The sequence below is a fragment of the Rhodococcus sp. G6(2025) genome, assembly GCF_058628105.1.
In genome coordinates, this window is sequence record NZ_CP179753.1 from 117,975 (window position 1) to 130,945 (window position 12,971).

Genomic DNA, 12,971 nt, shown 5'->3' on the forward strand with positions numbered 1-12,971 from the left:
TCTTCAAGTGCGCCGATCCCTATGCTCTGGTGCCGAATCGGGCGATGTAGTGCCACACCTTTTTCAGGTCCTGCGGGTCGAAGGACGCACCCCGTGCGCGACCGAGGATGGACGGGGTGAGCACGCCATCGTGGGCAATGCCTCGGGCCAGGTCGACGATGTGGGGTCCCCGGTAGTCAGGATAGTGTGCAATCTTCTCGACGGCCACGGTGTACCCGTCATGCCACAACACCGGGCAGGCGAGCGACCGGGCGATCTCGGCGAAGGGTGTGTCGCGGTAGCTGGGGTCGAGAACGAGGGCCTCGACGTCCGACGCGATGTCGATGGTGCCGTGGACGTGCGCCTCGATGTAGTCGTCGAGCGGATCGTCGAAGTCCACCGCGGCGGCGGCCTCCATCAAGTTCATCGCCTCGGCGGTGCCGAACAGGTCGGGCTCGAAGACGCTGTCGGGAAAGCAGAAAGTGGTGCGGTCGAGGGTGTGCTCGGCCAGCAGGAAGTAGGAGGAGCCGAAACGAGGTGATCCGCCATAGGGGTCGGCACGGTAGTTCAGCGATCCATACTTCGGCCGTTCTGCCGACTCGTGCTCGTCGTAGGCGCCACCGAACATGCGGCTTTCCCACTTCCACCTGACGCCGCCGGGGTAGGCAGTCAGTCCACCGTTTCCGGTCTGGGTCTCGAACTGCGACAAGTACGCGCCGCGGTCTGCGATCGCTTCCAGCGTCGAGCTGTCGGTGAAGGGGAGGTCTGGGTGGAAGTGCAGTGTCACACGGAGTGTCCGATCGAGCGGGACACCCTGGGCGAGGCCGCTGACGTGCGCGATGGCAGTGGAGACAGGTGAGGAATCGACAGCCACGCATCCATTATCTGTTGATCGTCCCGCAGTTGTTCGTAAGCCGAACCTCCAGCGGCACGGCCCAGAAGGGGGCGTTCACCGGTACCGCTCTAAGCTGGCGAATCGCCATTTGACCCGTCCGGTGAAGATTGCCGGATGGGTGCGTCAAATGGTGCAGAAACCTGCGGTCCGAGGATGAGCATCGGGATGCGCGCGGACTCGTGGAATCCATCAGTTGCGCGCGGAATCGTGGCGAAGGCGGACGAGCTGAGCACGATGTCGTGTCCAGCCATTATCTGGCCGATACTGAAGGCGGCGATCCGAACGACCCTGCGCTCACTCCGGTACCGCTCTTCGTCCTTCCTCCGGGACCTGCCGTCGTCACAAGTCACCCATTCGCCGAACTCGGCGACCACGCGGGCGTCCGCCCGTCTCCGGTGGCGCATGGTAGGTGTGGAGTCAGTGCCAGGAGTTCCACCAAAGAACTATGGGCACCAGCCAGGGTGTCTAGACCATCAGGTGGTTCCCAATCCGCACGGGTCCGGAATATCACCCGACACCCGGTCGTTGAAGAGGCTGACGGTGGCGGGACATACCCCGGGTACCACACCAGAAAAGTCGCTGCGAGCGACCACTTGCCGAGAGGCGATATGACCGGCACCGTCTCCCTGACCGGGTAAGACCTGCATTGCGTAGCGTTCCCGGGAAGGAAACGAAGCCGCTGTCACCGGGGAAGGGCGACAGCGGCTTCCCTTCGCTCGCACCACGCACTATCCGAAGCCCATCCATTCCCGAAAGCCCGGAATGGGGACGTACCACACCGAATCCCCGAGCAACCACCACACGAACTCCTGCAACGACGTCACTCCTCCTCCTCAGCTGACGGCGTCTTCTACGATTCGGGCACGAAGACAGTCACTGGATCGACGTCCGGTCTCTGCCCTTGGTACGACGGGTGCCGCAGCCCTCCGTGACGGTGACGGGCGACGTCGACCACGATGACGGGTTCGACCCAGCGCACCGCCTCGTACTCCTCCACGGCCGCGGCGTCGACCCCGAGCGGACTGGTGCGGCGCTCCAGGATGGCCAGCTTCTCCCGAAGTTGCCTGCGCACGGCCATGCTGAATCCTGTTCCGACCGTGCCCACATACTGAAGGACGTGGTCGTCGTCGTAGGCGCCGAGCACCAGTGCCCCGACCCGGCTGCGCAGCCTCCCTCGCCTGGAATCCAACCCAGAATTATGCAGCTAATTCGATTGCGCAAAAGCACCTTCCGCCACGACCGGGTTCGCTGTCCAGGCAGGTAGATCGACGACACTTTCTTGAACACCGCACCCTCCATCGCGGAATCGCGGGCCGCGGCCAGAATGACCTCACTCTCGACCTGGACCCAGTGCGGCGGGACCTGGATGGGCAGGCCCGCGACGGGCAGCTGATGGGCAAGGTCGGCGAGTGCGGCACGGCGATCGAGATACGGGGCGTGCGTCAGGTCCTCCCCGTCCAGGGAGAGGACGTCGAAGGGGAGAAATGTCGCCGGCACCTGCCTGCGCAGCGCGGCGCCCGGTCGGACGGTGTGCATTCGCTTCTGCAGCCGCGCGAATGAGGGGCCGCCCTGCGTGAGGGCGACGAGTTCGCCGTCGAAGACGATGCGGCCGCGGCCGCCGAACGCGGCGGTCAGCGCCTCCGTCACCTCGGGGTAGGAGGAGGTGACGACGGTCAGGTTGCGGGTCCACAACACCGGCGGGCGATCGCCGCCGACCGCGGCCAGGATGCGGCAGCCGTCGTACTTCATTTCCGCCGCCCAGAGACCGTCGGTGTCCTCGGGCGGCGGCCCGGGGGTGGCCAGCATCGGCGCGATCAGCCGATTCCCCGCTCTACTCATCGGACGCTCCCGGTCTCGAGGGACCGCGACGGGTCAGGGCAGTCGTTCGTTCAGGCTCGCCATCGCGGTGTCGGCGAGGTGCGCTGTCCACGACTCCAGCTCACGTGTGCCTACTCGCATCACGGTACCGGCGATCACGGCTCCCACCAGGACTCCGGCGAGAAAGCTGGCCGGGCCGAGCGCGGCGGCGGTGTAGTCCATCAGGATGCAGGCGCCGCCGGCCCCGAGGATCGTCGCCACGACGCCGGCGAGGAACACCGCGGTGGATGTGACCTGGCCCTGGGCCCGCCGGAGCAAGCGCCGAATCTCGAACCGATCGCGGTCGCGCAGCAGAAATCCGTCGCGTTCGAGCAGCTCCAGGTATCGGCGGAACATCCCCACGACCGGGCTGCTGTCACCGTCGTGCACCGCGAGTTCCGATCGGAGGGCGCCGATTTCGCGTTCCACCGTGGGCAGCACCTCACCCGGAAACGGGGTTCCCCATGTCGGGGGACGCCCGATCATCGGGCCGCCCCGCTGCCCCGCACCGGTGGTGCACTCAGATCAGTTGGGAGTTCGGTCACGAATTGGTACCTCTCTGTTCGGCGCAGGAAATCGAGACCGGGGACATGCCGTCAACGCCGGTCAACGGTTGTTTTGGGTCGAGTGGTGGCGGTTCGATGAAGGAACTATTCGCCTGAGGCCTCGGGTTCATCGTCCAGCCGGCCGAGACGCACGACCTCGGCATCACCGGCTGGTGTCGCGGTGGTCGGGTCGCACAGGACCGTGCGGCGGCCGGCCAGGGCGTCAAGGGCGATTCCCGGCGAGAAACTCAGCTTCTTGCGACGTGCGGTCTCGGTCTCGGTCTCGGGGGTAGGCGTCGCGGCGGTCAGCGGCAGCAGGTCCTCGGCGCGATACAGGCGCAATGCCAGCGGCGGCCGGTGGTCGCCCGAGTTCCTCCCCGTCCGGGAGAGGCGTGCGCGTTCGTCGAGGCAAGAGCGAAGGGTGTCGGCGGCCGCGGTGCGCCAGGGTTCGGTGTGGACACTGCCGGTGTGGACCGGGACGTGGTGATCGTTCGGGATCATCTCGTGACTCCTACCTGGGTGAGGCACCGGTATTCATCGTCGAAGAGCTGGACCGCAGTGCAGCGACCCGGAAGACCTCCGGCGTGCGACTGGCACCTGTGTTACAGCGGAACGTCGTACACCCGCACTGCCGTGGGGACAGCGTACCCAGACACTCGGACAGCATCGATGACGTCCTCGTGCAGGGCTTCGATGGCAGGACCCCGACACATAGGCCCGTGGAGCAGCTCAGGCTGCGACAGCGACCGCCTCCGGAACGGACAGGAAGATGTCGAGGACGTCGACCTCCCCCGCGGTGCCGTCGGCGAATTCCACCGCAGCGAACTGCGAACCCGCCTCGTCGCGGCGGTATCCGTGCACGATCGTGATGCGGTCGCGGTGGTCGGGGGTGACGGCTTCGGCAATGAGGTGGGACACGAGAACTCCTGTAGGTGGTTGGTGCGCGTCAGAGTAAGTGGCGCCGGGTTCAACGGGGACGCGATGACGGCGGTCGCTCGCCTGTTCTGACACAGTCCGACATGGCATGTTGACCTTGTGACTAATAGCGCCAGTGGCAGTGGCAGTGGCAGTAATTCGACGTAGCGGCGTTGCATCAACAACATGTACATTACATGATGACATTGTGATGTTACAAGGCTTCATGTACCTGCGGACGGACAGGTTCTATGTCATGCGCGATCACGTCGGACGGAGATGCGCTCTTCGTGCTGCTTCCAGAGCTCGCGGGAAAACGCGGTGGAGGCTGTGCGGGTTCGAGGTTGTGCGGGTTCGAGGTTGTGCGGGTTCGAGGGCTCCGGCGGCGAGAAGACCCTCGCACTCGGGCCGAAAGATGCCTCGACCAGCGGGCATGGCATGTCCCCGCCGACCAGTGAACCGCACCTCCCCGATAGGACGACGGCGGGCCATCTCAGGACCCGATCCGGGTGGAGTCCGCCATCAGAGCCCCAACCCAGGGCGGCGGCGTGCCACCACAGGGACCAGCAGCGGTGGCGAAAGCACCGTCATGGCGAAGGTTTGTGCCGCGGGCAGCGACAGCAACCGCGCCACCCGTCGGGCTGAGGGGATCGCGGCACCGACCACGAGGGTGCCGAGCCGCAGAGTCCAGGCGGTCCAGTGATGTCGCGGGCAGCCCGTCCGGGGCGGCGCCGGAGTCTGTGCGCGGCGGATCTGTCGGTGCGGCGATCTATGGTGGCTTCTGCGACGAGCAACAGGTCGCCACCCACTGCCCCAGGCCGGTGCTCCATCCCGGTCCTGATCTGCGGAACTTTTCCGTAGATCGGTCGGCGTGCGGTGGCGGCCTGTTTCTCTACCGTCGACCGAGTGCCGGGGTATGACGTCACGGCCCGGCAGTGTCGACGGGGGTGGGCGCCGGATCTGTCGGCCTCGGGGCCGCTAAGAGGCCGGAGTGCGTCGCGGCCGGCGGGCGGCGAAGACGGCCACCGTGCCGATGACGGTGATCTCGACATCTTCGAATGCGGCCGACAGGGCGGTGCGCAGCCCGTCCTCGTCGTCGGCGGTGTTGTCGAAGGCCTTGATCGGCCCGTTGTACAAGGCACACAACGCGCGGCCGAACAGGTTGTGCTGCACACCGGTCCCGAGGATGGTGGAGCCGAAGAACACCCCGTCGTCGGCGACGACCCGGGCGATGTGCCCGAACGCTACGCCTTTCTGCGGCCAGGTTCCGGGGACGCAGTGGAACACGAAGTTCGCTGCCACCGAATCGAAGACCCCCACGGCCGGGTCGATGGGGGCGAGGATGCTGCCGGTGTGCACGGCGGGGGTGATAGCGCGGTCGGCGAGCCGGCCGGTGGTCATCGCCATCGTGTTGGTGTTGAGGTCCATCAGGGTGATCTCGGGCGCCGCGGTGGGGTAGGTGGCGTTGTGCAGGTACCAGCCGGTGCCGGGGCCGATGTCGAGGTGCCGGGCGCCGAGGTGGGTGTCGTAGTGGGCCAGGAGTCGCTCGCGGGGGCAGCGCCAGGCGTAGGTGTTGCTCCACTGCAGCACGAACGTGTCGTAGGCGGACAACACGATCGGGCTGTACTTCTTGGCGCCGTCCTTCTCCGCCTGCGTGACCTCAGCGCTCATGTGTATTCATCCCCCGGTAATCGTCGATATTCGTAGTGGAGCTGGTCCCCGCAGGGCCAGAGGCGATGGTAACGGTCCCGCCGTGTCCGCGTCGCCCGGGCACCACACGCCCACCCCGTCTCCCCCACCCGAGAACCTTCGCTGTTCGCCCGGTTCTGTTGCACACCAGCTTATTTCGTTGGCAAGTGACCAACAGGGATGAGAAGGGTCAGTCGGTGCGCCGGCGGCGGGACTTGGGGAGGTCGGTGCGCGCGCCCTGGCCGGGCCTGTTGTTCGCCCACTCGATGATCTCCGACCGTTTCCACAGCGGGGTGCGGCCGATCTTCTCCACCGGCGCCGGAGCCTGCCCGCGGGTGACGTATCCGCGGAACGTCGTGGCCGACAGCTCGGTACCGGTTTCCGCCTTGATCAGCTCGAGGACCTGATCGGTGGTCAATCGATGCGGGTTCGCCATCGTGGACGAGTGTCCTTTCTGGTCATTCCCCGGCCATCGGACGGGGTCCTTCGGGTGCTGCCCGGCGATCACGCCTGGCAGGTGCCGCGCGCGGGTCCGTACAGGCCCAAACAATACAACGATGCATTGCAAGGTACGAAACCCCGAACGAGATGCCGTCCGGCAGCCCTGCCGGCGACCCGGACATCGCGAGACGGGACACCAGGAACCGAGTCTGATGCGACACTTGCGATCCCTTGAACAGGAAGGACGACACGTCCCCCACCTCATGCGTCGGTGACCGCAGGGATGCTCGCAGACAAGACCAGACTCGGATCATGCTGCAGGCTCCGGCGTGGCGGGTCAGCCCGATACGAGCTCCCATCGCGTGGGTGGAATTGAACTCGCGAGCCAGCCGGCGGCTCGAGAGAAGGTCGTGTCAGAGTGTGCGGGCAGAAATCTCGAGGCCGGCACCTCTGAGCCGGTCGACGAGGACGTCGCCGAGGGCGGTGGCGGGGGTGAGGACCCCGGCCGTATCGGGGAGCCGGTCGCGGTCGAGGACCAGGCTCAGTGCGGATTCGCCGAGCATGACCGCGGTGGCCCGGTAGCCGGGATCCCCGTCCCCTTTCACTCGGGCGGTGTAGCGGGCGCCGGTCGTGGTGGTGGTGTAGAGGTCCATGGCGAAATACCCGTCGCGTTGCGTCTTTTCGCTGGGGCCCTGGCCGGGGGCGGGGAGGATGCGGTCGAGGAGATACCGGGTGGGCCGGACACTGAGGCCGAGGACGAGGCCACCGAGAATCGCGGCGACGCTGCCCGCGTAGAGGCGGGACAGTCGGGAGCCGCCGACGCTCATCACCTCCCGGTACTTGAAGGTGCGCCCGTACAGGTAGCCGCGCAGCGCGTTGCTGCGGCGCACCACGCGGGTGTTGTAGGAGCCCATCACGAATGGTGCCGTCCACCCCCGCACCGTGGGGGCGATGTCGGCGCCGTTCACGATCGCGATGTCGGATTGGCGGCCGAGGTCGGGTTCGGCGGTGCGGTCGGGGCTCAGCGAGTACGGGGATGCGGCCAACCGGCGCAGCGCCGGGTGGGGGCGGGAGGCGTCGATCTGGGTGCGCAGCGAATCGATGGTCCCGCCCGAGACGCCGCCGCGCAGCGACGCCACCAGCGTGGTCTCCCCCAGGTCGCCGGCGCCGTCGGCTCGGACCGCCTGGTACAGCACGTGCACCCCGAGGTCGGAGGGGATCGAGTCGTACCCGCAGGAGTGCACAATCCGCACCCCACCCGCCCGGGCCTTCTCGTGGTGGGCATCGATACTGTCCCGGGCGAATAGCACCTCCCCGGTCAGGTCGACGTAGTCGGTGCCCGCCGCGACGCAGGCGCCCACGAGTTCGGCCCCGTACTTCGCGTACGGGCCCACCGTGGTCGCCACAACCTGGGTGCGGGCGGCCAGCTCGACGAGCGCGAGGGGATCCTGGGAGTCTGCGATCAGGATCGGCCAGTTCGCGGCCCGCGGCCCGAGGGTGGTGCGGAGCGCCTCGAGTTTCGGGTGGGAGCGTCCGGCGAGCGCGATCCGTACCCCGTCCGGGGCGGTGCGGGCGAGGTAGTCGGCGAGCAGCCTGCCGACGAACCCGGTGGCACCGTAGAGGACGAGATCGAGTTCGCGGTCGCGTGCGCTGTCGGTCATGGCCGCGAGCCTACAAGCGCGGCCGGGTGAGCGGAACAGGTACCCGTTACCGGAATACTCATATACCAGGGAGGGTGAGAGTATCCGCGACACCACTTGGGGGACGTGTCATCCACCCAGTTCAGGATCATTTTCCGGTGCCGGTGGGGTGTCGCGGATGGTCGGTTGTGGTGCAACGTTCGCGGATTCGACCCACAGCCAGAGGTCGAGGTGCCCGCGTCCGTTCGCGGAGCGGACCGGCACGCAGACCTGCGCGAGCCACCGTCCGTCGGCCGCGACGCGGAGCCAGGAATGCAGGGCCCCGGGCATCTCCGACTCCAGAACTACCCCGCCTGCCCTCACCCGTAATGCCAGAGTGTCGGCGCGGATGAACCCCGACGGTCCGGGCAGGACGTGGGCCATGTCGACAACCACGGGCACCGGGGCAGGAAGGCGGCGTAGGACAGGCGCGCCGGGAAACGGTTCGCTCCAACCCTCCAGGCCGGCAGGCGCGCTCATCGGGGGGCCACGGCAGGTTCGGTCATTGGGCGACCCGCAACTCCGGCGCCGGCGACGGCGCGACGGGATTTCTTGTGGCGGTGGTCCATTCGACGTGCCCGCCGCAGCCGGCAACGGTGACCCGGGCTCGGCGCGGCCGGTGGCCCCGCGTGATGGCCTCAACGTCGAGGTCGAGGCCAGTCACCCGCCCCCGGCCGGCCGCGAGTCCGTGATAGCCGGCCACCTCCGCGCGCAGCCGGACATCGACGTTCGGCCATCGCCCGTCGACAGCCAAGACCGCCCCGGCCCTCCGCACCCTCGCGGTGACCGCCCTCACCCGGCTCGGTGAGATGTCCCGGTCACCCAGGCTGACCAGGACCAGGTCGAGGCCGTCGACCAGCACCGCGGCGATCGCTATCGGGTCGTCCCCTGGATCCCGGATTATCGCGCACCGGTTCAGGTCGGCGCCCATCTCGACGGCGGCGAGCAATCCGAGAGTCGGGTCGCCGACCACAGCGGCCCAGTGGCCGGAACCGGTCACCGCGGCAAGAAGACTCGCATGCAGGGACGCTGGGCCGGTGATCTGCGCGACGGTGCCGCGCACCAGCCCCCGGTGCACGAGCAGCTCCGCCAACGGACCCGCGACCGGCAGGGTCCGGATGTCCGCCGCTGCGGGTTGCTCCCCCACCGGACGCGGGTCGGAGCGGCCGATCCGGGGCGGCCCGGCCGAGCGCGCCGGGATCGCGTCCATCCGCCGTCGCAGCTGCTCGATGCGGTCGGCCCTCGGGTCCACCGCCGCTTCGGCCTCCACAGCACCTCCCACGCCCGACACCTTCGTTCGAACATATGTTCCCATACGGCCGCCTGTCGGCGCGAGAGACTCCCAGTTACGGGCCACAGCAGGGACGCGCTGCGGCCGCCAACCGGGCGCCCCTATTGCCCCTACTACCCATATGGGAGATAGGGGCAATAGGGGTTCTATGGACAGTGCTGCAGGTACTCCCCCGCGAGCTCCACGGAGCGCCTACGTGGTGGCGTAGGTGACGTCAGTCGGCTGTGCCGCCGGTCGGGAGCCGGCTCGCCGCGGCAGTGATCTCCTCTGAATAGCGGGGCTCGAAGGAGGGCGAAAGACCCGCGGTGGCCCAGTAACCGTTTTCGGGGTGGGCGGAGCCGATGAGTCCGCCGGCGATGCAGGCGATGGAGTCGGAGTCGCCGTTGCTGGTGGCCGCCCAGGCGAGCGCCTCCGGCCCTGTCAGAGGAGCCGGGTGGCCGTTGTCTGTGGTGGCGAGGTCGGCGACCAGCAGGGCCAGGGCGATGGCGCTGGCCGATTCCCAGCCCTCTCCGATCCCGGCACACGGGTCGCCGAATTCGGCCGGCGACAGCGGGCGGAGCTGTTCGAGGCGGCCCGCGGCGGCGGTGAGGATGTCCGCGGTCCCGTCATTCAGCCCGTCTACCAGGTACGACGACACGTCCCCGGTGATCGGGGCGAGGACCTCCCGCAGATACCGGTCCTCGGTCCAGGTGCTGGTGCCGTGGTAGATCTGCGCGGCGGCGGTGAGGGCGTGCTCGAGGAATCGGCCGCGGCGCTGCGGTGCGTGGCGGGTGGCGTCGGCGAGCAGCAACGCCGGCACCACGGCGCGGGGATGTTTGTGGGTGATCACCGCCTGCAGGGCGGTCAACCCCAACCAATACGGCTGCGGAGCGAAGGCGGTGGGCACCAGGCGCATCACTGCCCCGCAGCCGGCGGATTCGACGGCGCCGTCGGTGTCGTACCAGCGGGCCCCGGCGCGGAGGTTGTGCAGCGAGCGCATGCAGGTGCGGCCCGGTGCGCGGGTGTTGTCGGGGTCGACCTGCCAGAGCAGGAACTGCCGGACGATAGCGTCGGTGACCGTCTCGATGTCGTCGAAGTCGGTAACTTCGGCCAGGGCGTGGTGCACGGCCAGGGTCATCTGGGTGTCGTCCGAGATGACCCACGGTCCGGTGGGTGGGGTGACCGGATACGCGGGCATCTGTGCGTAGCTGGTGAATTCGACCTGGTATCCCCAGGCGTCGCCGGCGGCCAGTCCGGTCATCGCGTTGGCGTACCGGATCTGGGTGTCGGCCGGCGCGGTGTGGTTGCCGGTCGTCGGTGCGGTCATGGGGTCTCTCCTCGCGAGAGGGCGTAGGCGGCGGTGCGGACGGTCTCGATGTCCATCAGGTCCAGGTCGGCGACACGTCCGAGGTAGTCGGCGATCGCGTCCGGGGTCATCCCCTGATCGAGTTGCCGGCGGATCTCGTCGAGCTGCTCGTCGCTGAGTGCGGCCATCGCGGTAGTCCTTCCGTTGTCGCCCCTCCCGGGAGGGGACGTGTCATTTTAGCTGGTAGATAATGTTTTACGCGGCCTTGGTCGCGCCGCCGCCGGTGCCGGAATCGGATTCGGCGACGAGGTCTTCGGCGACCATGTAGACCGTCGGCCGGCCACCGATGCCCTGGTGGTCGACCTTCACGCACCGCAGATCGGTGCCCATCGGGAGGACGACCTCGTCCTCGGAGGAGAAGTTCGAGATGGACTTGAGTGGCAGTCCGTCTCGGGTGCGGACGACCATCATGTACGGCGGGTGGCCGGCGAAGGCGTTCGCGGTGCCGTGGTTGGTGGAGAAGCTGGTCACCTTGCCGATCTGCATGCGGGACCCGACCGTGAAGGCAGCGTCGATGTACTCCTCGGTGCTGCCCTTGAATCCGCTCGGCACTCGGGTGCCGCGCACCAGGGTCATCGGCGCCGTGTTCGGGTTGTGTTCCCGGAACTTGCCGAACGCCGAGTCCAGCTGCGACACCACGGTCTTGACGTGCCCGGACGGACTCGGGTCGCGGCCGGTGATCGCCGCATTGATCGCGTGGTAGCCGCCGCCGGTGTAGGTGGTCAGCGCGGTCCGCTCCTGATAGCTGAGCATCTTCTGCACGAACTGCGCATTCGAGGTGGTCAACGACCCGATGCTCGACGTCTGCACCTGCCCGCCGGGGCCCACCTGGAACCCCCAGGCCTTCAGGTCGCCGGCCTTCTGTCCGATGACGCTGTAGTCGCCGGCGGTTTCCTTGCCGTAGGCGCGGATTCCGCTGCGCCAGAGGCTGGCGTGGGTGTCGGCGCCGAGGCTGTGCGGTGGGATGTCGTGGTCGAAGTGCGGGATCACCCCGCCCCCGACCGTCGGTGTTCCCAGGGCACGTCGGTGCGCCTTCAGGTACGCGGCGTCGGCCTCGGCCGTGCTCGCACCGGCCGCGAGGGCTGTCGCCCGCGCCTGCTGCCCTGCCGCGTCCGCCGCCTGCTCCCGCAGCCGGCTCTTGTGCCGTTTGATGCCGTCGTGGATGTCGGCGCGGGCCGGTCCGCCGCCGAGTGCGTGGGTCAGGGTGTCCCTCGCCTCGGCCATCTCTTCGTCGATCAACGCCTGTTGCGCGGCCGGCGTGGATAGGGCTCCGGCGACCGCCTTCCGGGCCACGTGCAGCCCGACTTCGCCCTTCATCGCGTGGGCTTGTTTCTGCATCTCGGTCGCACCGGTCGGCAGCGGATCGGGCGCGGTCAGGACCGGAATTCGATTGGCCTTGGCCAGCGCGTCGTTCTTACTACTCGCCTGCCCCACCGGGTGGTACGCGTCGCCGCTGCGCTGCAGGATGATGAAGTCCGAGTAGCCGCGCCGGTAGATGGCGGTCCCGCCGTCGAGGAGGCGTCCCTCGACCTCGGTGACACCGGATCCGGTTTCCATCGGAATGGTGCCGGCGTTGTAGACGCCGGTATCCCGAGGAATCGAGGAGAGGCCGGGCTGTCCGCCCTCGGTGAGAGCCTGCTCCGCGGCCGGCGCGGCGCGGCGGTTCAGCGCTCGGGTGATCGTGTCGACCTCGTCGTCGGAGAGGGAGGCGAAGTAGGCGTCGCGTTCGGCAGCGGTGGACATGTCCTCGTGCAGGCCGAACTTGGCGGCGGCGAGGTCGTCGCGGGCTTCGCCCTGACGGCGCTGGGCATCGAGATATGCCTGTTTGGCGTCGTCGACGTCCTGCTGTTTCGCGGCGACCTCGGACTCTGCTCCGGTCCCTTCCGCGGCGGCCTTCTTCGCCTTCCGCAGCCGGGCCCGCATCCGGTTGACGGCCTTTCGGGCGTCGTCGGTCTCCGCGTCGGCTGCGGCCAGGTGCTGCTCGGCCTCCTCCAGCGCGACCTGTGCCGGGGTGAGCGTCGGGCTGGCGAGTTTCGCACGCTCGGCTTCGGCGTGCGCGATCAGCAGTTTCGCTGACGGCGGGTTGGCGTGGACGCTCGGCATCGGGGTCTCCCCCAGCACTGCCGGGTCGATTCCCAACGCCGACATCAGCTCCGGCAGGACGCTCGGGGGCGCCGCCTGCACTGCGGCCGCCGTCAGGGTCATGCCCTGCTATTTCAGGTGGTCGACGACCTTCTTCCTAGCTTCACGGCCCAATCGCCTGTTCGCGTTGGCTTTCGCAGCGGCCTTGTAGCTTCCGCACCCCGGGCAACGTCGACCACTTCCGTGGGCTTTC

The 12,971-nt window shown here is 68.1% G+C and carries 12 protein-coding genes and 1 pseudogene; all 13 read right to left on the reverse strand.

Translation table 11 applies throughout. The features are described from left to right. Positions 1–19: 19 nt before the first annotated feature. Positions 20–853 carry a DUF3626 domain-containing protein gene (locus tag ACLIVD_RS43430; RefSeq protein ID WP_206004805.1) on the reverse strand — a complete coding sequence of 278 codons (834 nt, stop codon included), beginning with the start codon at positions 851–853 and terminating at the stop codon, positions 20–22. A gap of 871 nt (positions 854–1,724) precedes the next feature. Continuing rightward, positions 1,725–2,713 (reverse strand): annotated as a pseudogene (locus tag ACLIVD_RS43435) (ATP-dependent DNA ligase). Positions 2,714–2,746: 33 nt separating this feature from the next. Further along, entirely contained in the window at positions 2,747–3,160 is a 414-nt protein-coding gene (locus tag ACLIVD_RS43440; protein ID WP_241032098.1) for a hypothetical protein, read from the reverse strand. A 221-nt stretch (positions 3,161–3,381) separates the two neighbouring features. Then, on the reverse strand, positions 3,382–3,777 hold the full coding sequence (locus ACLIVD_RS43445) for a hypothetical protein (RefSeq protein WP_241032099.1): 396 nt from the start codon (positions 3,775–3,777) through the stop codon (positions 3,382–3,384). Positions 3,778–4,005: 228 nt separating this feature from the next. Beyond that, entirely contained in the window at positions 4,006–4,194 is a 189-nt protein-coding gene (locus ACLIVD_RS43450) for a hypothetical protein (protein WP_206004807.1), read from the reverse strand. A gap of 975 nt (positions 4,195–5,169) precedes the next feature. Continuing rightward, the gene (locus ACLIVD_RS43455; protein ID WP_206004808.1) at positions 5,170–5,862 is read right to left on the reverse strand and encodes a class I SAM-dependent methyltransferase; all 693 of its coding nucleotides are present in this window, start codon (positions 5,860–5,862) and stop codon (positions 5,170–5,172) included. Between the two features lie 208 nt (positions 5,863–6,070). Next, a complete protein-coding gene (locus ACLIVD_RS43460) occupies positions 6,071–6,316 on the reverse strand; it encodes a helix-turn-helix transcriptional regulator (RefSeq protein WP_206004809.1) in 246 nt (81 codons plus the stop codon). Positions 6,317–6,734: 418 nt separating this feature from the next. Continuing rightward, positions 6,735–7,982, reverse strand: coding sequence for a saccharopine dehydrogenase family protein (locus ACLIVD_RS43465; RefSeq protein ID WP_206004810.1), 1,248 nt, complete (start codon positions 7,980–7,982; stop codon positions 6,735–6,737). A 108-nt stretch (positions 7,983–8,090) separates the two neighbouring features. Beyond that, positions 8,091–8,384 carry a hypothetical protein gene (locus tag ACLIVD_RS43470; protein WP_206004811.1) on the reverse strand — a complete coding sequence of 98 codons (294 nt, stop codon included), beginning with the start codon at positions 8,382–8,384 and terminating at the stop codon, positions 8,091–8,093. Positions 8,385–8,502: 118 nt separating this feature from the next. Continuing rightward, positions 8,503–9,282: a DnaE2-dependent mutagenesis accessory factor ImuA' gene (imuA', locus tag ACLIVD_RS43475; protein ID WP_206004812.1), complete on the reverse strand. Its 780-nt coding sequence runs from the start codon at positions 9,280–9,282 to the stop codon at positions 8,503–8,505. A gap of 223 nt (positions 9,283–9,505) precedes the next feature. Then, a complete protein-coding gene (locus tag ACLIVD_RS43480) occupies positions 9,506–10,597 on the reverse strand; it encodes an ADP-ribosylglycohydrolase family protein (protein ID WP_206004813.1) in 1,092 nt (363 codons plus the stop codon). Then, positions 10,594–10,764, reverse strand: coding sequence for a helix-turn-helix domain-containing protein (locus ACLIVD_RS43485; RefSeq protein ID WP_196775324.1), 171 nt, complete (start codon positions 10,762–10,764; stop codon positions 10,594–10,596). Before ACLIVD_RS43485 ends, ACLIVD_RS43480 begins: the two co-directional genes overlap by 4 nt. 67 nt (positions 10,765–10,831) lie before the next feature. Next, complete coding sequence (locus ACLIVD_RS43490; protein WP_206004814.1) at positions 10,832–12,841, reverse strand: ADP-ribosyltransferase; 2,010 nt, start codon at positions 12,839–12,841, stop codon at positions 10,832–10,834. Between the last annotated feature and the right edge of the window lie 130 nt (positions 12,842–12,971).

Excerpts from the sequence above, each read along its gene's own strand:
- ACLIVD_RS43445 (WP_241032099.1), bottom strand. The coding sequence starts at position 3,777 with ATGATCCCGAACGATCACCACGTCCCGGTCCACACCGGCAGTGTCCAC.
- ACLIVD_RS43455 (WP_206004808.1), bottom strand. The coding sequence starts at position 5,862 with ATGAGCGCTGAGGTCACGCAGGCGGAGAAGGACGGCGCCAAGAAGTAC.
- ACLIVD_RS43460 (WP_206004809.1), bottom strand. The coding sequence starts at position 6,316 with ATGGCGAACCCGCATCGATTGACCACCGATCAGGTCCTCGAGCTGATC.
- ACLIVD_RS43465 (WP_206004810.1), bottom strand. The coding sequence starts at position 7,982 with ATGACCGACAGCGCACGCGACCGCGAACTCGATCTCGTCCTCTACGGT.
- ACLIVD_RS43470 (WP_206004811.1), bottom strand. The coding sequence starts at position 8,384 with ATGGCCCACGTCCTGCCCGGACCGTCGGGGTTCATCCGCGCCGACACT.
- ACLIVD_RS43480 (WP_206004813.1), bottom strand. The coding sequence starts at position 10,597 with ATGACCGCACCGACGACCGGCAACCACACCGCGCCGGCCGACACCCAG.
- ACLIVD_RS43485 (WP_196775324.1), bottom strand. The coding sequence starts at position 10,764 with ATGGCCGCACTCAGCGACGAGCAGCTCGACGAGATCCGCCGGCAACTC.
- ACLIVD_RS43490 (WP_206004814.1), bottom strand. The coding sequence starts at position 12,841 with ATGACCCTGACGGCGGCCGCAGTGCAGGCGGCGCCCCCGAGCGTCCTG.